Source organism: Paenarthrobacter sp. TRD_SC_7 (assembly GCF_056156245.1).
The window spans coordinates 3615295-3638785 of the sequence record NZ_CM149587.1 but is presented as its reverse complement, the minus strand read 5'-3'; the positions used below and the strand labels follow the sequence as shown (position 1 = coordinate 3638785).

The 23491-nt window shown below is 63.0% G+C and carries 21 protein-coding genes and 1 tRNA gene; 15 read left to right on the top strand and 7 right to left on the bottom strand.

Annotated elements, in window-relative coordinates:
- Positions 1-85 precede the first annotated feature (85 nt).
- The 13 genes from AC0J5Z_RS17340 to AC0J5Z_RS17280 all read left to right on the top strand — a co-directional run bounded on the left by AC0J5Z_RS17340 (position 86) and on the right by AC0J5Z_RS17280 (position 13248).
- Positions 86-778, top strand: a complete 693-nt coding sequence (locus AC0J5Z_RS17340) for a DedA family protein (protein WP_475039762.1) — start codon at positions 86-88, stop codon at positions 776-778.
- Positions 779-806: 28 nt separating this feature from the next.
- Positions 807-1949, top strand: a complete 1143-nt coding sequence (locus AC0J5Z_RS17335; RefSeq protein WP_475034685.1) for an adenosine deaminase — start codon at positions 807-809, stop codon at positions 1947-1949.
- Positions 1927-2613, top strand: a complete 687-nt coding sequence (locus AC0J5Z_RS17330; RefSeq protein ID WP_475034683.1) for a MazG nucleotide pyrophosphohydrolase domain-containing protein — start codon at positions 1927-1929, stop codon at positions 2611-2613. Before AC0J5Z_RS17335 ends, AC0J5Z_RS17330 begins: the two co-directional genes overlap by 23 nt.
- 116 nt (positions 2614-2729) lie before the next feature.
- A complete protein-coding gene (eno, locus tag AC0J5Z_RS17325) occupies positions 2730-4010 on the top strand; it encodes a phosphopyruvate hydratase (RefSeq protein WP_011773994.1) in 1281 nt (426 codons plus the stop codon).
- A gap of 132 nt (positions 4011-4142) precedes the next feature.
- Entirely contained in the window at positions 4143-4907 is a 765-nt protein-coding gene (locus tag AC0J5Z_RS17320; RefSeq protein WP_475034681.1) for an FtsB family cell division protein, read from the top strand.
- A gap of 68 nt (positions 4908-4975) precedes the next feature.
- A complete protein-coding gene (locus AC0J5Z_RS17315) occupies positions 4976-5659 on the top strand; it encodes a DUF501 domain-containing protein (RefSeq protein ID WP_475034678.1) in 684 nt (227 codons plus the stop codon).
- Complete coding sequence (locus AC0J5Z_RS17310; protein ID WP_475034675.1) at positions 5656-6624, top strand: Ppx/GppA phosphatase family protein; 969 nt, start codon at positions 5656-5658, stop codon at positions 6622-6624. The genes AC0J5Z_RS17315 and AC0J5Z_RS17310 overlap by 4 nt, the downstream gene beginning before the upstream one ends.
- The gene (locus tag AC0J5Z_RS17305; RefSeq protein WP_475034673.1) at positions 6621-8021 is read left to right on the top strand and encodes a S8 family serine peptidase; all 1401 of its coding nucleotides are present in this window, start codon (positions 6621-6623) and stop codon (positions 8019-8021) included. Before AC0J5Z_RS17310 ends, AC0J5Z_RS17305 begins: the two co-directional genes overlap by 4 nt.
- A 38-nt stretch (positions 8022-8059) precedes the next feature.
- Positions 8060-9514: an NAD(P)/FAD-dependent oxidoreductase gene (locus AC0J5Z_RS17300; protein WP_475034671.1), complete on the top strand. Its 1455-nt coding sequence runs from the start codon at positions 8060-8062 to the stop codon at positions 9512-9514.
- Between the two features lie 88 nt (positions 9515-9602).
- Positions 9603-10523: an N-acetyltransferase gene (locus tag AC0J5Z_RS17295; protein WP_475034669.1), complete on the top strand. Its 921-nt coding sequence runs from the start codon at positions 9603-9605 to the stop codon at positions 10521-10523.
- A 21-nt stretch (positions 10524-10544) separates the two neighbouring features.
- Positions 10545-10618, top strand: a tRNA-Leu gene (locus tag AC0J5Z_RS17290).
- Positions 10619-10842: 224 nt separating this feature from the next.
- Positions 10843-12198, top strand: coding sequence for an ABC transporter substrate-binding protein (locus tag AC0J5Z_RS17285; protein ID WP_475034667.1), 1356 nt, complete (start codon positions 10843-10845; stop codon positions 12196-12198).
- A gap of 111 nt (positions 12199-12309) precedes the next feature.
- The gene (locus AC0J5Z_RS17280) at positions 12310-13248 is read left to right on the top strand and encodes a lipid kinase (RefSeq protein ID WP_475034665.1); all 939 of its coding nucleotides are present in this window, start codon (positions 12310-12312) and stop codon (positions 13246-13248) included.
- Positions 13249-13306: 58 nt separating this feature from the next.
- Here the strand turns inward: AC0J5Z_RS17280 and AC0J5Z_RS17275 are convergent, their stop codons facing one another.
- The 4 genes from AC0J5Z_RS17275 to AC0J5Z_RS17260 are packed head-to-tail and all read right to left on the bottom strand — an operon-like array spanning position 13307 to position 17441.
- Positions 13307-14080 carry an ABC transporter ATP-binding protein gene (locus AC0J5Z_RS17275; RefSeq protein ID WP_475034662.1) on the bottom strand — a complete coding sequence of 258 codons (774 nt, stop codon included), beginning with the start codon at positions 14078-14080 and terminating at the stop codon, positions 13307-13309.
- Positions 14077-15069, bottom strand: coding sequence for an ABC transporter ATP-binding protein (locus AC0J5Z_RS17270; RefSeq protein WP_475034660.1), 993 nt, complete (start codon positions 15067-15069; stop codon positions 14077-14079). Before AC0J5Z_RS17270 ends, AC0J5Z_RS17275 begins: the two co-directional genes overlap by 4 nt.
- Positions 15066-16034 carry a branched-chain amino acid ABC transporter permease gene (locus AC0J5Z_RS17265; protein WP_475034656.1) on the bottom strand — a complete coding sequence of 323 codons (969 nt, stop codon included), beginning with the start codon at positions 16032-16034 and terminating at the stop codon, positions 15066-15068. The genes AC0J5Z_RS17270 and AC0J5Z_RS17265 overlap by 4 nt, the downstream gene beginning before the upstream one ends.
- Before the next feature lie 9 nt (positions 16035-16043).
- A complete protein-coding gene (locus AC0J5Z_RS17260) occupies positions 16044-17441 on the bottom strand; it encodes a branched-chain amino acid ABC transporter permease (protein ID WP_475034651.1) in 1398 nt (465 codons plus the stop codon).
- A gap of 354 nt (positions 17442-17795) precedes the next feature.
- Between AC0J5Z_RS17260 and AC0J5Z_RS17255 the strand changes: the two genes are divergently transcribed.
- On the top strand, positions 17796-18707 hold the full coding sequence (locus tag AC0J5Z_RS17255; RefSeq protein ID WP_445930080.1) for a Bax inhibitor-1/YccA family protein: 912 nt from the start codon (positions 17796-17798) through the stop codon (positions 18705-18707).
- A gap of 120 nt (positions 18708-18827) precedes the next feature.
- Here AC0J5Z_RS17255 and AC0J5Z_RS17250 read toward each other — a convergent pair whose 3' ends face one another.
- From AC0J5Z_RS17250 to galT, 3 genes are all read right to left on the bottom strand, one after another.
- Positions 18828-20066, bottom strand: a complete 1239-nt coding sequence (locus AC0J5Z_RS17250; RefSeq protein ID WP_475034647.1) for an acetyl-CoA C-acetyltransferase — start codon at positions 20064-20066, stop codon at positions 18828-18830.
- 63 nt (positions 20067-20129) lie between these two features.
- Positions 20130-21290 carry a galactokinase gene (galK, locus tag AC0J5Z_RS17245; protein ID WP_475034643.1) on the bottom strand — a complete coding sequence of 387 codons (1161 nt, stop codon included), beginning with the start codon at positions 21288-21290 and terminating at the stop codon, positions 20130-20132.
- Positions 21287-22438, bottom strand: a complete 1152-nt coding sequence (galT, locus tag AC0J5Z_RS17240; protein WP_475034639.1) for a galactose-1-phosphate uridylyltransferase — start codon at positions 22436-22438, stop codon at positions 21287-21289. The genes galK and galT overlap by 4 nt, the downstream gene beginning before the upstream one ends.
- Positions 22439-22537: 99 nt before the next feature.
- On the opposite strand from galT, the gene AC0J5Z_RS17235 reads away from it, so the two are divergent.
- Positions 22538-23488 carry an aldose 1-epimerase family protein gene (locus tag AC0J5Z_RS17235; RefSeq protein ID WP_475034636.1) on the top strand — a complete coding sequence of 317 codons (951 nt, stop codon included), beginning with the start codon at positions 22538-22540 and terminating at the stop codon, positions 23486-23488.
- Positions 23489-23491 lie beyond the last annotated feature (3 nt).

Below are 23491 nucleotides of genomic sequence, written 5' to 3'. Positions count from 1 at the left end.
GGCCATGGGACACTAGAGCGACTTCCGTCACACCGTCAAGTCATATTCGTCTAGGAGCTACCCCCGCGTGGAGTTTTTGAATGAAATGCTCGAGCATGCAGCCGGGCAGCCCTGGATTTACCCGGTACTCCTGGTCTTCTTTTTCATTGACGGATTTGCCACTATTCTTCCCAGCGAAACAGCCATTGTTGGCCTCTCGGCGCTGTACCTTCACAGCGGACAGCCCAACCTCTGGATCCTGGGAGCAACGGCATTGATCGGGGCCATGGCCGGCGACAACATGGCCTACATGCTGGGCCGCAAGATCGGCCTTACCCGGTGGAAGTGGATGCGCCGGCCCAAGGTCCAAAAGATGTTCGCCTGGGCGCAGTATGAGCTGGATAAGCGTGGCGCGGTACTCATCTTCACGGCCCGCTATATTCCGTGGGGCCGGGTTGCGGTGAACTACGTTGCCGGGCAAACCGGTTTCCGCCACCGGACGTTCTTCTGGCTGGACGCTTTCGCCTGCATCACCTGGGTGGCGTACTCCATCGGCATCGGCCTGCTCGCGGGTCAATGGGTGCACCACAACCCGCTCCTGGGTGTCGGTATTGCCGTAGCCTTCGCCGTGGTCCTTGGCATCGTGGTGGACCACGCCCTGCGCTGGTGGCACAAGTACCTTGAGAAGAAGGACCTCGCCCGGGAAGCGGCCGCAGGCAACGAAGCGCCAGTAGTGGAGCCGTCGGACCTGTCGCAGAAAGCAGTTGCCGGCGCCGACCTCTCAAAACCTGCTGGCTAAGCACCTGCCGTCCCCCTACAGTTGGAACGTGACTGAGCCCATTCTTGACGCTGCCCCTGCCCTTGACTTCGATCTGAAGAGCCTGCCCAAGGTTTCTCTCCACGACCACCTGGACGGAGGACTCCGCCCGGCTACCATCATCGAGCTGGCTGAGGCCGCCGGCCATACCCTGCCCTCCACCGATTCTGTGGCGTTGGGCGAATGGTTCCGCGAATCCGCCGACTCCGGTTCGCTGGTCCGTTACCTCGAAACGTTCGACCACACAGTCGCCGTCATGCAGACCAAGGAAGGCCTGTTCCGGGTCGCCAAGGAATTCGTGGAAGACCTCGCCGAGGACGGCGTGGTGTACGGCGAAGTCCGGTGGGCTCCTGAACAGCACCTGCAGCAGGGACTGACCCTGGACGAGGCAGTAGAAGCAGTCCAGACAGGCCTTGAAGCCGGTATGGATTCCGCCGAAGAGCGCGGCCAGCAGATCCAGGTCGGGCAGTTGATCACCGCCATGCGGCACGCTGACCGCGGCCAGGAAATCGCAGAGCTCGCTGTCCGCCACCGCGCCAACGGCGCGGTCGGTTTCGACATTGCCGGCGCTGAAGACGGCTTCCTTCCGTCCCGCTTCAAGGACGCGTTCACCTACTTGGCCGAGAACAACTTCCCGGCAACGGTCCACGCCGGCGAGGCCGCAGGCCTGGACAGCATCCAGTCCGCTTTGGTGGACGGGCGTGCCCTGCGCCTGGGCCATGGCGTGCGGATCGCCGAGGACATCTCCGTGGAGTTTGAAGACAACTCCGACGACGACGGTGAGGACACCATCGGCATGGTGACCATCGGCAGCGTGGCAGCATGGGTTCGCGACCGCGGAATCGCCCTGGAAATTTGCCCTTCCTCCAACCTCCAGACCGGTGCCATTTCCGGCTTTGGCGACGGCATCGAAAGCCATCCGGTGGACATGCTCTTCCAGCTCGGCTTCAACGTCACCATCAACACGGACAACCGCCTCATGAGCGGTGTCACCCTGACTGATGAGTTCGAACTCCTGGTGGAGACCTTCGATTACGATCTCGATGATCTGCTGGAACTGACGCTCAACGCCGCAGAGGCAGCGTTCCTACCGCTGGACGAGCGTGAAGCCTTGGTTGAGTACATCAACGATGCCTACGCCAACCTCGGCTAACGATTCCAACGGGCTCACGGCACTGATCCGGACAGTCTCTGCTCTCCGTGAGCACTGCCCTTGGATGGGCGCGCTGACGCATGAGTCGCTGGTGGAGTACTTGATCGAGGAAGCCTATGAAGTGGTGGATTCGATCGAGGCTGGCGCTGTCGATGATGAGCTTCGCGGCGAGCTGGGTGATGTGCTGCTGCAGGTAGTGCTTCATGCCCGGCTCGCCGAGGAGCGCGGTGCGTTCGACTTCGCCGACGTGGCGCAGGACATCAACGCCAAGATGGTCCGACGCAACCCGCACGTCTTCAAAGCCGACGGTTCACTGCAGGACACGTTCCCGGCGACGGTCGAGGAGATTGTCCTCAAGTGGCACGCCGTAAAACGGGCAGAGAAGCCTGAACGTGCTGATCCCTTCGAAGGAATTCCGCCACACCTGCCCGCTTTGGCAGGAGCTCAGAAGTCACTCGACCGGGCAGCCCGGGCTGGTCTGCCGTTTAGCGCTCAAAGCCGTGCGGCCGCCGTCGGAATTCCTGTCATTCCAGCCTCGGAAGAGGCGCTCGGGGAGCTGCTGCTGGCCGTCGTCGCCGGTGCCCGGGAGCAAGGACTCGACGCCGAACGGGCCCTTCGTGCCGCCGTTCGATCGTTTCAGAACAACCATGCGCAGCCTTCATGACGTGAGCCGTTGGAAGCCGTGCCGTAACGTAAGCCACTCTCGACTACGCTAGTAGCGACGAGGACGTTGAGAATTTCCCTCCACATTCCTGTAATTCGCCCATAAGGAGCACATCCATGGCGCTTATCGATGCCATCCACGCACGCGAGATCCTTGATTCCCGCGGAAACCCGACCGTAGAAGTTGAGGTCCTGCTCTCCGACGGCCAGATCGGCCGCGCAGCAGTTCCCTCCGGTGCCTCCACCGGTGAGCACGAGGCCGTTGAGCTTCGCGACGGCGACAAGGGCCGTTACCTCGGCAAGGGTGTCCAAAAGGCCGTTGACGCCGTCATCGACGAGATCTCCCCGGCCCTGATTGGTTTCGACGCCACTGACCAGCGCAGCATTGACCAGGCCATGATCGACCTGGACGGTACCCCCAACAAGGGCAAGCTCGGCGCCAACGCCATCCTGGGTGTTTCCCTGGCCGTTGCCAATGCAGCTGCGGCTTCCGCCGACCTGCCGTTGTACAAGTACCTGGGCGGCCCGAACGCCCACGTCCTGCCGGTTCCGCTGATGAACATCCTCAACGGTGGCTCGCATGCCGACTCCGATGTGGACATCCAGGAATTCATGATTGCCCCGATCGGTGCGGAGACCTTCTCCGAAGGCTTGCGCTGGGGCGTTGAGGTTTACCACAACCTCAAGGCCGTCCTCCAGGAAAAGGGCCTCTCCACCGGCCTCGGCGACGAAGGTGGCTTCGCACCCAACCTGCCGTCCAACCGCGCCGCACTGGACCTGATCCAGGAAGCCATCAAGAACGCCGGCTACACCCCGGGTACGGACATCGCCCTTGCCCTGGACGTTGCATCTTCCGAGTTCTACAAGGAAGGTGCTTACCAGTTCGAAGGCAAGGCACTTTCTGCCACCGAGATGAGCGCCTACTACGCTGAGCTCGTTGCCGACTACCCGCTGGTTTCCATTGAAGACCCGCTGGACGAGAACGACTGGGAAGGCTGGAAGACCCTCACCGACACCATCGGTGACAAGGTCCAGCTTGTTGGCGATGATCTCTTCGTCACCAACCCGGTCCGCCTGCAGCAGGGCATCGAGACGGCCACGGCCAACTCCCTGCTGGTCAAGGTCAACCAGATCGGTTCCCTGACCGAGACGCTGGACGCCGTTTCCCTGGCCCAGCGCTCCGGCTACACCACCATCACCTCGCACCGCTCCGGCGAAACCGAGGACACCACCATTGCTGACATCGCCGTTGCAACCAACGCGGGCCAGATCAAGACCGGTGCCCCGGCCCGCTCCGAGCGCGTCGCAAAGTACAACCAGCTGCTCCGCATCGAAGAAGAACTCGATGACGCCGCGCGCTACGCCGGCCGCAGCGCGTTCCCGCGTTTCAAGGGCTAGCATTCAGCGAAAACAGCTGACCGGTGGCTATGGTGGAAAGACCATGGCCGCCGGTTCTGTTTAACGCGGGCCAGGTCAGGAACAGCAAGCGCAGCAACCCGCCAGGCAAGCACCGGGCATTACAGGAGTGTCATGGCCACCCGTCGTCCAAAGGTACCCAGGGCCGACGCCCTTGGCCGCCCGTCCAGCGGTGCCCGTCCCTCCGGCGGTGCCCGTCCAGCGGGCGGCGACCGCGCAGCCAGCGCAAGCGGCGCTGCCGTCAAGGGTTCTGAAGGCGCAGACGTCATCAAGGCCGAGTTCGGCGGCACGCGGGCCACGCCAAAGACATCGACGCCGGCGGTTGGCACCAAAGCTCCGGCCAACAGCAGCGGCACTGCTGGCTCGCAGACTACTGCCGGCACCAAAAATTACACAGGCAGGAAGCCGGCGGGGACCTCAACCAAGGCAGCGGACAGTGCTTCGGAAAAAGCAGGCCCCACAGCCAAGGATGATCGCGACGTCGATCCCGTACCGGCAAAGGCATTCTCCGGCCGGATGCTCGCACTGGCTGTCGTGATGATTGCCATCACCATCCTGCTGGCCCCCACCGTGAAGATTTTCCTGGAGAAGCGCGCCGAAATTTCCGCACTGGAAGCCGAAATTGCGGGCAGGAAAGCTGAGCAAACCGAGCTGAACAAGCAGCTTTCCCGATGGCAGGACCCCAACTACGTGAAACAGCAGGCCCGCGACCGCATTAACATGGTTATGCCGGGTGAAACAGGCTACTGGGTGTTTGGGGGAGAAGAAGCCGCCGGAACACCGGGTGGCCGCACCGGCTCCGGATCGTCGGCAAACCCGGAGAATCTGCCTTGGGTGGATGCTCTCTGGGAGTCAATCAGACGATCGGCAACTGACTAGACGCGGTGCCCGCCGCCGTCGTGTCCGCATGGGACGTGACAAAAGGGGCAGGAAGGTTGGCAGCGCAAGTGGAAGAGAACACGGCAGCCGTGCCGCAGGAATCCCGCCAGCCATCAGCACACGATCTTGAGGTCCTCAGCCGGCAACTGGGCAGGCCCGTCAGGGATGTTGTCGAGATCCCGGCGAGGTGCGTCTGCGGCAACCCCTTGGTGGCCGCTACTGCGCCCCGACTCAGCAACGGAACACCGTTTCCCACCACGTTCTACCTGACGCACCCGGTCATCACTTCCGCGGTGTCGCGGCTTGAAGCGGGCGGGCTCATGAATGAGATGAACGAGCGTCTGACCGCCGACCAGGAGCTGGCCGGGGCCTACCATGGCGCCCATGACGCCTACCTTCAGGCCCGCAATGAGATCGCTGGCCGTTCCGGCACCGGAGCGGTGCCGGAGATCGACGGCATCTCTGCCGGCGGCATGCCCACCCGCGTGAAGTGCCTGCACGTCCTGGTGGGTCACTCCTTGGCTGCCGGGCCGGGCGTCAATCCTTTAGGGGACGAGGCCCTGGACGCCATCACCGAATGGTGGACCAAGGACCGTTGCTATTGCGACGGCGCTTGGGACACAGCTGGTGAGGCTCCTTCGCGGGACTTGAGCCGCCATGGTCCACAAGGATTGCCGGACATTGTGGGGCGTCCCGCGCCCGTGCGGAAGTCGAAGACCGAATCCCTCGGCGTGCAGGAAGGCACCGCATGAGCCGGGTGGCCGCCATTGACTGCGGAACCAACTCCATCCGCCTCCTCATCGCCGACGCCTCAGCTGAGGTATCAGAGAAGGATGCGCCGGGTCCGCTGACCGACGTCGTGCGTGAAATGCGAGTGGTGCGGCTGGGCCAGGGCGTTGATGCCACTGGAGAGCTGGCTCCGGAGGCCTTGGAGCGCACGTTCGCCGCAACGCGGGACTATGCCCAGCTCATCAAGGAACACGGTGCCGGGCGCGTCCGCTTCACCGCCACATCCGCAACTCGTGATGCCAGTAACCGCCAGGTCTTCGTGGACGGCATCCGGGAACTCTTGGGGGTGCAGCCCGAGGTCATTTCCGGTGACGAGGAAGCTGCGCTCTCCTTCGCGGGAGCCAGCAGCGTCCTGCCAGCCACAGGGGAGGACCCGATCCTGGTGGTGGACCTGGGCGGCGGCAGCACCGAATTCGTGCTGGGTGATGCCGGCGGTGTTATCGCCGCACGCTCGGTGGACATTGGCTGCGTGCGGCTGACCGAACGTCACCTTCGCAGCGATCCGCCCACCGCAGCCCAAATCGCCGCAGCAGAGGCCGACGTCGATGCCGCACTTGATCTTGCCGCGCAGACAGTGCCGCTTGACCGCGCCACGGCCGTGGTTGGCGTGGCGGGTTCCATCACCACGATTACCGCGCACGCGCTGGGCCTGAGCGAATACCAGCCGGCCCGCATCCACGGCGCTTCGTTGGACCTTGAAACCCTCAGTAACGCGTGCACCAGCCTGCTGGAAATGACGCGGGACGAGCGTTCTGCCCTTCCGTACATGCACCCCGGCCGGGTGGACGTCATCGGAGCGGGAGCCTTGGTGTGGCGCAGGATCCTGGCCCGCCTGGCTACGGTCACCAACGGGGCCATTAGTACGGCTGTCTCCAGCGAACATGACATCCTGGACGGCATCGCCCTGAGTATCCGGGACGGCCAGTGACGTTGCGACACCGACGCGCCCTCTCCGCTGCGCTTGCCACCACCTTGGCCGGCGGGGCGCTTGCAGGTGCGCTGTTGTCGGCGCCGGCAGCCAATGCGGACGCGTGGCGGGACAAGGAGTACTGGCTCAAGGAATCGGGAGTCACCAACGCCTGGCAGGTGTCCAAGGGTGCTGGAGTCAAGGTCGCGATCATTGATAGCGGTATTGACGGAAACCACCCTGACCTCAAGGGCGTCGTGGTCGGTGGGACAGATGTCTCCGGGGCCGGGGCTCCAAACGGACAAAAGAGCATCGGCGCAAAGACCGAGCATGGCACCCTGGTAGCAACGATGCTCGCCGGGCGCGGCCACACCACGCCCACCCCAACGCCGTCACCGTCGGCCTCAGCGTCTCCTGCCCCGCCGCCACCGCCCCCAACCATCCCGCCTGCCGGTGGACCGGACGGGATCACGGGAGTTGCCCCCGAAGCGGAGATCCTGGCCATCTCAACATGGCTGGGCTCGCCCAACCCGGGCGGCAAGACTGACCAGGAACAGATACCGGAGGCTGTGCGCTGGGCGGTCGATAACGGTGCCAAGGTCATTAACATTTCCCTCGGCAGTACTTCGCCCGATTGGCCGCAAAGCTGGGACGCCGCTTTCCTGTACGCCGAGCAAAAGGACGTGGTGATCGTTGCCGCCGCGGGAAACCGGGTGGGTGGCAACATCCAGGTTGGTGCCCCGGCAACCATTCCCGGCGTTCTCACCGTCGCCGGGTTGGACGGCGAGGGACGCGCCAGCGTCGACTCCTCGTCCCAAGGCATCAGCATCGGAGTGGCAGCCCCTGCAGAGAACCTGGTGGGCGGCATTCCCGGAGGCTCCTATGCCGAGTGGGCTGGAACGTCCGGAGCGGCCCCCATTGTTTCAGGTGTGGCAGCACTGATCCGTTCCAAGTGGCCGGAAATGAGCGCTACGCAGGTCATCAACCGGATCGTCAGCACGGCCAAGGACGCTGGCGCTCCAGGCAAGGACCCTCTTTATGGCTACGGCATCCTCAACGCCGAGGCCGCGCTGAAGAACGACGTGCCCACCACCAGCACCAACCCCCTGGGTTCCATCGCGGACTGGATCCGCGTGCACCGCCGCGGCGTCTTCAGCGAGCCCTCACAGGCGCCCGTGGCAAGTCCAACCAGCGCAGCTCCCACGCTGGCGGATCCGACAGTCCCGGTTGCGAAGACGCCTGCGACCGTGGACGAGGCCCTTCCGGCCGCCGTCGTGCTTGGTTTTGGCGCTTTGTTCATTGCCCTCGTCGCAGGTGCTGCGGTCCAGCTGCGAAGGGTCTCAAAGAACCCGCCAGCGGTGCCTGAGGAGGCCGAAACGGGTGCCCTTTTGAAGGTGGATCCCCCCGCAAGGACGTAGTTAGTGAAGATTTTCACAAAGTACTGTACTCTGGACTCATGGCAACCACCCCAGAGCTCATTGACCGTCCCCGGGTTCTCGTCGTCGGCGGCGGCTACGTCGGCCTGTACGTAGCACTCAAACTGCAGAAGAAGATCGCGAACGCAGGCGGAATTGTCACCGTCGTTGATCCACTGCCGTACATGACCTACCAGCCCTTCCTTCCGGAAGTTGCCGGTGGCAACATCGAGGCACGCCACGCCGTCGTTTCCCACCGTCAGCACCTCAAGCAGACTGAGCTCATCCAGGGCCGCGTCACCAGCATCGACCACGCCAACCGCACCGCGGTTATCGCCCCGTCGGACGGCGGCGAGAACTTCGAGATCCCGTACTTCGACGTCGTGATCGCGGCCGGCGCCATCACCCGCACCTTCCCCATCAAGGGCCTCGCGGACAAGGGCATCGGCCTGAAGACCATCGAGGAAGCCGTTGCACTGCGGAACAAGGTGCTGGAGCGTATCGAAGCGGCTTCCACCATGACTGATCCCGCAGAGCGCGCCAAGGCACTGACCTTCGTTGTGGTTGGTGGCGGTTTTGCCGGCATCGAGTGCCTCACCGAAATGGAAGACCTCGCCCGCGCCGCCGTGCGGAACAACCCGCGCATCCGTCAGGAAGAAGTCCGCTTCATCCTGGTCGAAGCCATGGGCCGCATCATGCCCGAGGTCACCGCTTCGCAGGCCGAGTGGGTTGTGGAGCACCTCCGCAGCCGCGGCATCGAAGTACTCCTGAACACTTCCCTTGACAGCGCCGAGGGCAACCTCAAGCTGATCAACCTCCCGGACAAGACCCCTGCCGGTGAGGTTGAAGCAGACACCCTGGTATGGGCTGCCGGCGTGCAGGCCAACCCGATGATCCGCTCCACCGACTTCCCGCTGGAACCGCGGGGCCGCGTTCGCGTCCTCCCGGACCTCCGCATCGCAGGCGACGAAGGCATTGTTGAGAACGCCTGGGCAGCCGGCGACATCGCCGCCGTTCCGGACCTCACGGGCAAGGGCCTGCCGGACGGCACCTGCGTCCCCAACGCCCAGCACGCACTGCGCCAGGCCAAGAAGCTCGCCAAGAACCTCTGGGCCTCCCGCTGGGACAAGCCGCTGCACGACTACAAGCACAAGAACCTCGGTGCTGTAGCCGGCTTCGGCGAGTGGAAGGGCGTTGCCAACATCAACCTCCTCGGCCGCATTGGCCTCAAGGGAGGCCTCGCCTGGCTGGCCCACCGTGGTTACCACGGCATGGCGATGCCCACGGTGGAGCGTAAGTTCCGTGTGATCTTCGGCTGGATCCTGGCCTTCTTCGCTGGCCGCGACACCACGCCGCTGATGGATCTCGACAACCCGCGCGGCGCCTTCGTGGCCGCAGCGACGCCGGCTCCCAAGCCCGCTGCTGCTCCGGCACCGGTGGAAGCCAAGCCTGTTGCCGAAGAAGTCAAAACTCCGGTAACTGCTGACGCCAAGTAGTACACGCACGACGGCGGCCGTCCCCTTGAGGGGGTGGCCGCCGTCGGCGTTTAAGCAGTCGTGTTACGGCTGCCCCTAGACTGTTGCCATGTCTGGTGAAACCGATCTGAAGACCCTTCTGGAATCGCTGCACCCTGTGGCCCGCGACGGCGATTACGTCTACGCGCTGTGGCCGCACGGACGTCCGTTGGAAGGCGACATAGAAGCGGCCGTTCGCGAGGCCGAGGGCCTGACGGTTGTCCTGCGCCGTGACGAAGCCGAGTCTTTGGGCCTTAGCTACGATTTTGTGGCTACGTGGATCACACTCCAGATTCATTCTGCCCTTGAAGCCGTGGGGCTCACTGCTGCTGTCAGTGCTGCATTGACGCACGCGGGGATCAGCTGCAACGTACTGGCCGGATTCCACCACGATCATCTCCTTGTGCCCTCTGCAGATGCGGTCCGGGCCATGGATGTGTTGCGGCTACTGGCGCGCGGCGTGGTCCTGCGCTCCGAGCGGCCCGAGGATCGGCCCGAGATCCTGGAACTCACTGCCCGGGCGTTCTCCGTCTCGCCGGTGACCGGTGAACCCGTTGAAGGCACGCCGATCGAAGTGGGGCTCTTACGGGATCTTTTTGAGTGCAGCGAATACGTTCCAGAGCTCAGCATCGTGGCGGAAATGGGTGGGGAAATTGTGGGTCACGCCATCAGTACGAGGGGCTGGGTCGAAGACTTGGAGCTGGTCGCCCTGGGCCCGATCGGCGTGCTTCCACCGTTCCAGCGGCGCGGAGTTGGTTCGGCATTGATGCGCGAGACGGCCACCCGTGCGACGACTCTTGGAGAACCCGGCATCGCATTGCTCGGCAGCCCTCTCTACTACCCGCGCTTCGGCTACGTGCCGGCCACCTCGTTGGGCATCGAGCCGCCTGAGGCGATGTGGGGCGACCACTTCCAGTTGCTGACCCTGCCGGGATGGCCCGACGGCGTCCGCGGCACCTTCCGCTACGCCGAGCCGTTCAATCGGCTCTAGCTGGGATACCATGGTCCGGGCGCCCCAGTAGCCCAATTGGCAGAGGCAGCGGACTTAAAATCCGCGTGTTGTGGGTTCGAGTCCCACCTGGGGCACAGATGCAAGGTGAGAGCTCTTTCTCCCTTCCTGTGCACGGTTCTCCTCTTCAGTGATTTTTCCCAGCAAGCTCGTAGATTCCCCACAGGCAACGAGTGTTATAGGGATGTGACCTGAATCACTTATGTTAGCCGGGCAATTGCACTAGTTTGAGTCTTAATCAGGAACACCTGAGTAAATCGCATCAAAGGCAGTTCGCACCTTTCGATCGAGGAGACAACGAATGTTTGATCTTTCCCCAGCGGCGCCCCGAGCCGCCAAGCTAACAGCGCTTGGCATTGGGGTCGCTCTCTTGGCCACAGCTTGTGGTGGGTCTTCGACGCCTACCCAGACTGGGTCTCAATCCGCAGCCCCGGCAGGTATCGCCTGCCCGGCACCGAGCGGCGGGGCGGGAGCCGGCAACAGCCAGGCTGCCACCAACACGGGACCTGTACCTCCCTCGACCACCACCACGGCTACGCCGCTTAAGCTTGGATCGCTCCTGCCGACAACGGGGTCGCTGGCGTTCCTCGGCCCGCCTGAAATCGCCGGTGTCAACCTCGGTGTCAAGGAAGTCAACGACGCCGGTGGCGTTTTGGGCGCCCCGGTGGAAGTTGTCCACCGCGACTCCGGCGACACCAAGACCGATATCGCAACGCAGTCCACCACGGCCCTTCTGGGCCAGGGCGTGAGCGCAGTTATCGGTGCGGCATCGTCCGGCGTTTCCAAGACAGTCATCAACCAGATCACCGGCGCTGGCGTCATCCACTTCTCTCCGGCGAACACGTCACCTGACTTCACCACGTGGGACGACAAGGGCCTCTACTGGCGCACGGCACCGTCCGACGTCCTGCAGGGCAAAGTCCTCGGCAACTACATGGCTACCTGTGGCGCCCAGACCGTCGGCATGATCGTTCTCAATGACGCCTACGGAACCGGCCTGCAGAAGAACGTCAAGGAAGCCTTCGAGGCAGCCGGCGGCAAGGTTGTTGCTGAAGAGCTCTTCAACGAGGGTGATTCGCAGTTCAGCAGCCAGGTGGACAAGGTGCTCGCTGCCAAGCCGGATGCGATCGCACTGATCACCTTCGACCAGGCCAAGAGCATCGTGCCCCTGATGACCGGCAAGGGCATCAAGCCCACGCAGCTTTTCATGGTTGACGGCAACACCTCGGACTACAGCAAGGACTTCCAGGCAGGCACCATGAAGGGCGCCCAGGGAACCATCCCCGGTACGTTCGCCAAGGACGCCTTCAAGCAGAAGCTCCTCGCGATCGATCCCGCCCTGAAGGATTACAGCTATGCAGGCGAGTCCTACGACGCCGTGAACCTGATCGCGCTGGCCTCTGAGGCAGCCAAGAGCACCAAGGGCACGGACATCGCAGCCAAGCTGAAGGAAGTCTCTGAAGGCGGCGAGAAGTGCACGGACTTCCCGTCCTGCGTCACCTTGCTCCGCGAGGGCAAGGACGTGGACTACGACGGCCAGTCCGGTCCGGTTTCGTTCTCCGATGCTGGTGACCCCACCGAGGCATACATCGGTATCTACGAATACCAGGACGACAACACCTACAAGCCGGTCCGCGAAGAATTCGGCAAGCTCTAAGCCGAACGCCAGCTAGGCCGCAGTTAGCAACAGGTCCCCTTCCTCACAAGGAAGGGGACCTGTTCTGCGTTACCACGACTGTGACACAGGCGATAGACCTACCATGTCCTCATGAAGCTAACCCGGGAAGCCCGCTCCATCGCCTTGGTCATCAATGCCGGTTCACGTAGAGGTTCCGCTGCTCAGAAGCTGGTGGCTGAGACTCTCGCCAAGGCGGAGCTCCCGATCTCCGGAGTCTATACGGTGCATGGTGGCGGGGATTTGTGCCGAACCCTGGAGCAAGCGGTTACCGATGGGCACGATCTTGTGGTGGTCGGGGGAGGTGACGGAACTGTTGCCTCCGCGGCCGGACTCGTGGCGGGTACCGACGTCGTGCTGGGCGTGCTTCCGCTGGGCACCGCCAATGACTTTGCCAGGACGCTGGAAATCCCGCGGGACCTGAGCAGCGCCTGTGCTGCCCTCGCGGATGGAAAAGTAGTGGACATCGACCTCGGACGGGCGAACGGCCAGCCCTTCCTCAATGTGGCTTCAGCCGGCCTGTCCGTGGCAGTCACCCAGGCGCTCAGTCCGCGCCTCAAACGACTCATCGGGCCCCTGGCATATGGTGTGGCTACGCTGCGCTCCTACGCCAGGCACAAGCCGTTTAGGGCCCGCCTTGAGTTCCCGGAGGGGGACCACGAGCCCGTGGAGCTGGAAAACCTGCTTCAGGTGGCAGTGGGAAACGGAAGGTACTACGGCGGCGGCAACGCGGTCTCTCCGACGGCGGGGATCGACGATCACACCCTGGACATCTATGCGATCGTGGCTGCGCCGCTGCGGGAGCAGGCAAAGATTGCGCGTTCGCTCAAGAATGGCAGATTCGTAGAAAACGAGCGGGTGCACCACCTGACCAGCCGGCATGTCAGGCTGGTGACCAATCCGCCACTGCCGGTGAACCTCGACGGCGAGATCACAACCAGCACGCCCACCGACTTCACTGTTGAGCGAAATGCGGTGCATGTGGTGGTGCCGGGTAACAGCAGCAGCGCGACGTTTGAGGGACGCAACTGAAACACCGAAGGCCTGGTTCCGGCGCGACACCGGAACCAGGCCTTCTGCGCTACCGGAGCTAGACTTCGTCCGCCAGGGTACCCAGATAGAGCTGGATGACCTTGGGGTCCTTCATGAGCTCACGGCCCGTACCGGTGTACGCATCCTTGCCCTGGTCAAGGACGTAGCCGCGGTCGCAGATCTGCAGGCAACGGCGGGCGTTCTGTTCCACCATGATCACAGAGACTCCGGCGCGGTTGATCTCGTGGACGCGGAGGAACGTCTCGTCCTGTTTGACGGGGGAGAGGCCTGCGGACGGCTCGTCGAGCAGCAGCACAGCCGGGTCCATCATGAGAGCCCTGCCCATAGCCACCATCTGGCGTTCGCCCCCGGACAGGGACCCCGCACGCTGGGCACGCCGCTTTCCCAGCTCCGGGAAGAGGCTGGTAACAAAGTCGAAGCGCTCTGAGAAGTCCTTGGGCCGCTGGAACATGCCCATTTGAAGATTCTCTTCAATGGTCAGCGTTGCAAAGACGTTGTTGTTCTGCGGGACGAAGCCCACGCCCTGCGTGACCAACTTGTTGGCCTTCAACCCTGTGAGGTCCTGGCCCCGTACCACCACCGTGCCGGAGTGGACCTTCACCAAGCCGAACATGGCTTTCAGGAGCGTCGACTTACCGGCGCCGTTGGGGCCGATGATGCCAATCAACTCACCTTTGCGGGCCTCTATGCTGCAGCCGTTGAGGATGTTGACGCCAGGAATGTAGCCTGCCACGAGGTTGGTGACCTTAACGACGGAATCGCCGGCGGGGGCAGCTGCCGAGGCGGGCATTGCGCTGGTGCTGCTGCTCATTTCCCGTCCTCCTTCTTGGTTTCTTCGATCTCGGACAGGATGCCAGCGTCTTCGGTTCCCACCACCGACTCTTCGTCAGCTTCGAGTTCTGCCTCGAGCACCTTGATGCCTTCAGAGTCGCCGAGGTCGACGTCGTGGTGGGCGCCAAGGTAGGCGTCGATGACTGCGGGGTTCTTCATGACTTCGCCGGGAGGTCCCTCGGCCACAACTTTTCCCTCGGCCATAACCACTACCCAGTCAGCGATGTGACGGACCATGTTCATGTCGTGCTCCACGAAAAGCACGGTCATGCCTTCCGCCTTGAGGTTCTTGATGTGGTCCAGCAGCGACTGTGTCAGTGCCGGGTTCACGCCGGCCATGGGCTCGTCGAGCATCACCAGTTTGGGCCGCACCATGAGCGAACGGGCCATCTCCAGGAGCTTCCGCTGACCACCCGAAAGGGACGCTGCATAATCGTCCTTCTTGGTATCCAGCTTGAACTTCTCCAACAACACATGGGCTTGGGCCGTGATCTCTTTTTCACGTCCACCCCAGATGCCTTTGAACAGGGCTTTGGAAAGCCGTTCGCCCGGCTGGTCTGCAGCACCCAAGCGCATGTTTTCCATGACGGTCAGCTTGCCCATCACCTTGGTCAGCTGGAACGTGCGGACCATGCCCATACGTGCCACCTTGTAAGAGGAGACGCCCGCCAAACTATTGCCCTCAAATTGCCACTTTCCCGTGTTGGGAGTGTCAAAGCCCGTCAGCAAGTTGAACAGGGTGGTCTTGCCGGCTCCGTTGGGACCGATCAAGGCAGTGATCTTATGGCGGGGGATCTCGAGGTATTCCACGTCCACCGCGTTGATGCCTCCAAAGGAACGTGTGACGTCCTCTGCCACCACAATGGGATCACGCTTCTTGCAGCCGGGCGTATTTTCCCCGACGGCGATGGGCCGCGAATCGGTCATATAGTCGATATTTTCGGTGTTGCGTTCGTTGGTCTCACTCATGCGAAAGCAAGCTCCTTCTTATTGCCGAAGACGCCTTGCGGGCGGAAGATCATCAGGAGCATCAGCGCGACGCCTACCAGGATGTAGCGCAGCTGGCCGGCCTGGACAGTGGTCAGCCAGGTGACAACCCCTGATTCGATGAGGCCGTAGAGCAGGCTCTGGGTCAGCGAGAGCACAACCCAGAAAATCATTGCTCCAATGACCGGCCCCAGGACCGTGGCCATGCCGCCGAGCAGGAGGCAGGTCCAGAGGAAGAACGTCAGTTCAGTGCCGTAGTTGGACGGCTGGACAGCACCGCGCGGGAGCGTGAAGATCATGCCTGCCAAGGCACCGAGTACGCCACCAATGATCAGTGCCTGCATCTTGTACGAGTACACGTTCTTGCCCAGTGACCGGACAGCGTTCTCGTCCTCGCGGATGCCCTTCAGGACGCGGCCCCACGGGCTGCGCATCAGCAGCCATACCAGCACGCAGCAGACGATGACCAAGCCCCAGCCCACCACGCGGATGAAGAAGTCGCGGTTGTTCATGCCCATGTAGGACCCTTCAGGGAAGGGGTTCATGGAGTAGAACGTGCCCTCGAAGGCGGCGAGGCCGTTGGCCGAGCCCGTGACGCTCGTGAGCTGGTTGGTAGTGACCACGTAGCGGACAATTTCTGCCGCTGCGATGGTGACAATGGCGAGATAGTCCGCCCGAAGCCGCAGGGTAGGTATGCCGAGGATGAAGGCAAAGATCACCGAACACAGGACGGCGATGAGCAGGGCGAGGAAGAACGGGGCGTCGAAACTCAAGGTAGAGATTGCGAAACCGTAGGCACCCACCGCCATGAAGCCGGCTTGGCCGAAGTTCAACAGGCCTGAGTAGCCGAAGTGCACCGCGAGGCCCAAAGCGGCAAGTGCGTAGGCCGCCGTCGTCGGGCTGAACAATTCGCCAAGGGCGCTGGAGAGAATAAATCCGAAATCCATGGCCCGCTCCTAACCCACACGCTCACGCCGGCCGAGGATACCCTGCGGTCGGAACAGAAGAACAACGATCATGATGAATAGTGCGCCGACGTACTTGAGATCGGCGGGAAGGCCGAACACGGTAGTCAGTTCCACGAAGATGCCGACGACGATCGAGCCGATCAGGGCACCGAAGACGGTTCCCAAGCCACCGAGGGTGACGCCGGCGAAGATGAGCAGCAGGATTTGTGAGCCCATATCGAACGTGACGCCCGGGCGGTAGTACGCCCACAGGATGCCACCGAGGGAGGCGAGGACGCCGCCGACGATCCACACGATGCGGATGACGGAGTCGACGTCGATGCCGGAGGCGGCTGCCAGTGCTGGGTTATCGGCTACAGCACGCGTTGCTTTGCCGAGGCGGGTCTTCAACAGAACGATGCCAATAAGGGCGATCACCACCGCACTGATGACCAGGGACCACAGGTTGTTCGGGGAGATGGACACAGGTCCGATCTGAATTTCGGCGCTTTGTGCTCCCGGAAGCTGCTGCGTCGCACCGCCGAAGAAGAACTGGATGACGTAACGGATGGCCAACGCGAGGCCGATGCTGACGATCATCATGGGCACGAGACCGGAGCCTCGTCGCCGCAGTGGCCGCCATAAACCGGCATCCTGGACATAGCCGAAGAGCCCACCGCCTACCAGTGCGAGGAGGATGGCCAACCAGAAGGGGAGTCCGAAGGCGTTGAACATGAACACCAGCACTGCGCCCAGGGTCACCATCTCACCGTGGGCGAAGTTGGTCAGGCCAGTGGTTCCGAAGATCAGCGAGAGGCCGACGGAGGCGAGTGCGAGGAGGAGGCCGAAACTTAGCCCGGCAACGAGGCGGTTGAGGAGGTTCTGGCCGAAGTCCTGTTGCTGGACCACGATGCCCTCGCCGAAGGCGAAGATCACCGACAGGTTGGACGTCTGGCTGAACGTGACATCCCGGGGATTGTCCTGGCCCTCAGCCAGTGCGATGCCCTCCGGCAAGGTGGAGGTATCCAGCTCAATGGTGTACGTGCCCTGAACGGGAACGCCGATGGTCCAGGCTCCGTTTGCTCCGGAGGTGGCCTCACCTTCAAACCCGTTGCCTGTGGCTTTGATCTTGACGCCGGGTATAGGTGCCCGGGCATCATCGCGGAGGAATCCGCTGATGTTGTTCTGGAATGTAGTCGGTGATGGCGAAGGCGAGGGGGTGGTTGCCTGTGCCGAGGGGGCGGCGATCAACAGAGTAGCGATGAGGGCTGCGAACAGCGCCCCGACAACTCTCTGCAGTCCCTTGGACCGTCTCATGGACGGGTCGCGCAGTGTGCTTCTCAAAATGGAAACCTCCACAGTGGGGGTGGTCCCGGCTGCGCCATTGCAGCCGGTGCGAACGGTCATGGGAGCTTGTGAACAGTTCTTGCCTAGCTGCCTCGTTTGTGATCTAAGTCACCCATGTGTGGCCTATGTTACCGCTCGGTGGAGTTAATGAATGCCCAGTTCGGGGGTGCGAAGATCGCGATCGGATAACAACTGTGAAGCTGGAGGCAACCAGTAATGTAGTAGTGCTTAAGTAAACCTTTGTTGTGTGAGGGTGCTACTAAACGTTCGGGCAGGGGCCTGCCGGGCCTACTGGTCCAATTTCCTGTCACGGTTGAGTTTCGTCTGCGTGAACAGGGGAACTTTCCCTGCCACGCGCGCGTGGTAATTGGTACCGTGAACTATCACTAGCCCTTTTTCAGGAGGACACCCGCAATGGCACTTGGCGGAAACCCAGTCTTCAACGGAAAGAATTTCCGTGGAGCAAAGCAGGCCCCGCCTGTACCGCAGAACCCGTACGGCCAGCAGTTCAACCAGGCACCGGGCCGTGCACCGAGCCAGGTCATGGACGGCCATGCAGCATGGTCGGCTCAGCAGCAGAACATGACCAATGAGCAACTGCAGCAGATGTACAACCAGCCGGCTGCAGGCCCTGCGGATACCGGCCGCATGACCTATGACGACGTCATCATGAAGACCGTCGCCTGCCTCGTGGTTCTCATCATCGGTGCCGGGGTCACACTCTTCGTGGCGCCCGCCCTCTCCACCATGCTGATGATCGTAGGTGCCTTGGGCGGATTCGTCCTGGCCCTGGTCAACACTTTCAAGAAGCAGCCTTCACCGGCCCTGATCCTTGCCTACGCCGGCCTCGAGGGTCTGTTTCTCGGTGGCCTCACCCGCATCCTGGACGGCATGTACCCCGGCGTCGGTCTTCAGGCCGTCATCGGTACGCTTGCAGTCTTCGGCGTCACCCTGGTGCTCTTCAAGAGCGGCAAGGTCCGCGCGACCCCCAAGATGGTGCGCTTCTTCATGATCGCCACCATTGGTTATGCGGTCTTCGCACTGATCAACATGGTCATGATGTGGACCGGCGCTGTGCAGGAGCCTTTCGGGCTCCGCACGAGCTTCGAGATCTTCGGTATCCCGCTGGGTGTCTTCATCGGCATCCTGGCGATCGGCCTGGCAGCGTTCTCGCTTATCATGGACTTCACTAGCATCGAAGAAGGCGTCCGCGCCGGTGCCCCGGAGCGTTACTCCTGGGTTGCAGCATTCGGCCTGACGGTCACGCTCGTTTGGCTCTACGTGGAAATCATCCGCCTGCTGGCAATCCTGCGAGGCGACGACTAACTCTTCTGAGTCCGTCAACGCGAAATGCCCCCGAAGAGTCTTCGGGGGCATTTTTGCTGCCGCGAGGGGCGAGGTCTCGGCAGAAAGGGAGCGCTCTACAGGCGAGAGCCAACCCCTCGACTAGTTCAAGCGCTCGAAAACGACAGCCATTCCCTGGCCTCCACCTACGCAGAGCGTGGCAAGCCCCAGGGTGCCGTCGCGCTCCTGGAGGCCGTTGAGGAGCGTGCTGGTCATCCGGGCCCCGGTCATGCCGAAGGGGTGGCCAAGAGCAATGGCGCCACCATGGACGTTGAGCTTTTCAGGATCGATACCCAGTTCACGGGCGCTTGCCACCACCTGGACAGCGAAGGCTTCGTTGAGCTCCACCAGATCGATGTCGTCCATGGTCAGGCCGGCCAGCGCGAGAGCCCGTCGCGTAGATTCCACGGGTCCCATGCCCATGAGCTCCGGGGAGAGGGCACTGACGCCGGTTGAAACCACGCGCGCCAGCGGTTGCAGGCCCAGCTCGCGGGCGCGTGTGCCACTCATGACCACAACAGCTGCCGCGCCGTCGTTGAGGGGGCATGCGTTGGCGGCTGTGACCGTCCCCCCGGAACGGAAGACCGGCTGCAGGGCGGATACCGCTTCGAGGGTCACGCCCGGTCGGGGAGAGTCGTCCTTTTCCACCACGGTTCCGTCCTTGCGCGTGTACGGCGTGATGTCGCGGGCGTAAAACCCTGAGGCTATGGCGGCTTCGGCGCGATTCTGGCTCAGGACGCCCCACTCGTCCTGCTCGGCCCGGCTGATGCCATAGCTGGTGGCAACGTTCTCGGCAGTCTGGCCCATGGAGATGTAGATGTCGGGCAGCCGTCCGCCGAGCCGCGGGTCTGTCCAAGGGATGTTGGACGCCGCACGGGACGCCGTACGTTGGGCCGCCGCCTCGAAGAGAGGGTTGTGGTTGGAAGAATCCGTTTCGCCGGCGCCTGCCCAGCTCTGATACCTGGACACACTCTCCACTCCCGCGGAGACAATCGCATGGGCTTCCCCGGATTTGATGGCGTGGAAGGCCATCCGCAGGGTCTGGAGGCTGGAGGCACAGAATCGGTTGACGGTGGCTGCGGGTACGCGGTCCAGCCCGGCAAGGACGGCAACAACTCGCGCCATGTTGGATCCGGCCTCACCGCTGGGTTCAGCGCATCCCAGCAAGATGTCGTCCAAACCTTGCCATTCCTCCGCGCCGGGATCAAAGCCCGGAACTTTTGCGAGGGCGGCCTGCACCATGGCGGTGGCCAGGTCATCCGGACGTTCGTCTTTGAGGGAACCCTTGAAGGCCCGTCCAATAGGGCTTCTGGCAGTAGCAACGATGACAGCCTCAGTCATGGCCCCAGCTTACGCCCGGCATCCACGGGGAAGCCGGGCGCTCGCCGGAAGAAGCCGAACGCTTCAGGCCAAGCGAAGAGCGCCGGCCGCTGGCGTAACGGTGAAAATGTCCGGTGCGGTGAAGCCCGCCTCAGCAAAGGAACGCACGACGGCGTCACGCACCTGATGCTCCTGTCCCACCGGAGTCAGTGCGATGGCTGAGCCGCCAAAACCGCCGCCCGTCATGCGGGCCCCTATGGCGCCGTTGGCCCGGGAGGTGTCCACGGCAAGGTCGAGTTCCGGGCAGGAGATCTCGAAATCGTCGCGCATCGAAATGTGGCTGGCATCCAGCAATGCTCCGATGGCGGCAGGGCCCTCGGCGCCCAGCATTTCCACCGTCTGGAGGACTCGATCGTTTTCTGTGACCACATGGCGGACCCGCCGAAAGGTAGTTTCGTCCAGCAGTCCGGACGCTTTCTCCAAACGCTCCACGCCGACGTCGCGCAGTGCTTTGACCCCAAGTATCTCGGCACCCAACTCGCAGGATGCTCGGCGGGAGGCGTAACCGCCGTCGGCGTGTGAATGCGACACCTTTGTGTCAATGACCAGAAGGACCAGGCCCGACGCCTCTGCGTCGAACGGGACCAGCTCCACGCGCTGGTCACGGCAGTCCAAGAAGACAGCGTGTCCCTTGGCGCCGCGCAAGGATGCCGACTGGTCCATGATTCCGGTGGGAGCCCCAACGAATACATTTTCGGCGCGTTGGGTTGCCAGCACCAGGTCCTCGGCCGCAAGGCCTGCACCGGTCAATTCGTTGAGGGCCGAGATGACGGCGCACTCGATGGAATGGGAAGAAGACAGGCCCGCCCCGGAGGGAACATCGGAATCAAGCAGGAGGTCAAAGCCGGGCACCTCGATGCCGCGTTCCTTGAGCGCCCAGGCGACGCCGAGTGGGTAGCGGGACCATCCCTCGCCAGAGCCGGGTTCCGAGTCCGCGAGGTCGTCCTCCACTACGCCGTGCCCGCCGAAGGTGGACAGCATACGCACCTTTGAGTCGTCGCGGAGGCGCAAAGCCACCTTTGCCGTCCTGTCGATGGCGAAGGGCAGCACAAAACCCTCGTTGTAATCCGTGTGCTCGCCGATCAGGTTGACGCGTCCCGGTGCCTGCCACACGCCGTCAGCAGCTGCGCCGAACGTTTCCTGGAAGCGGGCGGCGAGGACGCCGGTCTCGGTGGTGGTGGTCATGCTCGTGTGCCTTCCAAGGTCTTGTTTGAAGCTGGTGCCGTGGCGACGCTGCGCAGTCGCTCCGCCACCGCTTCGGGTGTGGTGTCGTTGATGAACGCTCCCATGGCGGCCTCGGATCCAGCCAGATACTTGAGCTTATCGGCAGCACGACGAGGTGACGTCAGCTGCAGGTGCAGCTGGCCCGCCGGGCGAAGAACCGGATCCAACGGGGCCTGGTGCCAGGCCGAGATGTACGGCATGGGTGTGGGGTAGAGGGCGTCGAGCCGTTTCAGCAGGTCCAAGTAGACATGCGAGAGTTCGTCGCGTTCTTCACCTGTGAGCGCAGCGAGGTCAGGCACGCTGCGGTGGGGTGCCAGGTGGATTTCCAAGGGCCAGCGCGCCGCGAAAGGTACGTAGGCGCTGAAGTGTTTGGCCTCCAGGACCATGCGGCTGCCATCCTCGCGTTCAGCCTTGAGGAGCGAGGCCCCAAGCGTTTCCTTCGCGTCGACGTCGTCGTAGTACTTCCTTGCCACCGCACCGAGCTGGGCGGCGCGGGGAGTCACGTAGGGGTACGCGTAGATTTGGCCGTGCGGGTGGTGCAGGGTGACTCCGATGTCTGCCCCGCGGTTCTCGAACGGAAACACTTGCTTGATGCCGGGCAGGGCGCTCAACGCTTCAGTTCGCTGGGCCCACGCTTCAATGACTGTGCGGGCACGCGTTTCGCCCAGTTCGGCGAAGGAGCCGGTGTGCTGTGGCGTAAAGGCAACTACCTCACAGCGGCCGTATGCCGCTCCCTTGAGGTTGTGGCCGGAGTGTCCAGAGGCAGGAAGCGGGGGAATGTCGCCCAAGGCCGGGCCCAAGGACGGGAAGCGGTTCTCGAACACGACGACGTCGTAATCCGGCGCCGGGATCTCGGAAGGGTTCGCAGCTGTGGTGGGGCAGATGGGGCACTGATCAGCAGGTGGAAGGTGCGTCCGGGTCTGGCGGTGGGCGGCCACGGCTACCCAATCACCGGACAAGGCGTCATAGCGGACCTCGCCAGGCTCACCGCGTGCTGGAAGCTCACGGTGGTCCAGCAGAGAGTCCGGTGTGCGTTCCGGAGTTCCGGGGTCGTCGAAGTAAATCAGCTCTCGGCTGTCCGCGAGGCGGGTGCTGGTGATGCGACTCATGAACCCATCATTTCACAAGTGACCAAAAACGCATAGTTTCTAACAAAAGCTAACATTCGAGTAGAGGGGAGCCGCCCGCTAATGAAGTACGGTATTGCCATGGTCACCTCCCCATCGCCTGCCGATAGCGCCCACCGCTCCGAGTCCCGCCGCTTCGACACCGGCCGTCAGTTCGAGCTCCGCAGGGACGATGCACTCGCTGTAGTCACCGAACTCGCGGCGGGCCTGAGACTCTACTCCCGCAACGGCGTCCTGCTGACTGAGAGCTACGGCGACGACGAAATTTCGCCCGGTGCTACGGGCATCACGTTGGCGCCGTGGGCCAACCGGGTAGAAGACGGCATCTGGTACCTGGATGGCAGGAAGCAGCAACTCGATATCACGGAGGCCTCGCGCAACAACGCCAGCCATGGTCTGTTGCGCAACACCGGGTACGCCCTGGTGGACGAATCCGAGTTTTCAGTGACGCTCGAAGCCACGGTCTTTCCGCAGCACGGCTATCCGTTCCTGGTGCGGCACCGGGTGCGCTACGAACTCGACGAGACCCTGGACCTCCGTGTCTCGCAGACGTTGATCAACGATTCCCAGAGCACGGCGCCCTTTGTCCTGGGTGCGCACCCTTACCTTCGGCTTGGCGAAATAGCACCGGAAGACTTGGTCCTGACAGTGCAGGCGGCAACCCGGCTGGTGGCGGACGAACGACTGATTCCGCGCAGTACCGCTCCCGCGGACGGTGAGTACGACTTCTCCGCTGGTGCCTCAGTAGGCGGCATGCTGGTGGATGTTGCACTGACGGACCTGGCGTTCGACGGCGGCATGGCGCGCCACACTCTCACCGCGCCGGATGGCCGCAGTGTAAGTCTTGAGCAGGATGACAGCTGCCGGTACGTCCACGTTTTCGTTACCGACACCTTCCCTGGCCGCTCCAAAGCAGTGGCCATCGAACCGATGACGGGCCCGGCCAACGCGTTCAACAGCGGCGATGGCCTCCGCTGGCTGGCACCGGGCGAAGCGTTCACCATGCGCTGGGGAATCACGGCATCCCTGTAGGCC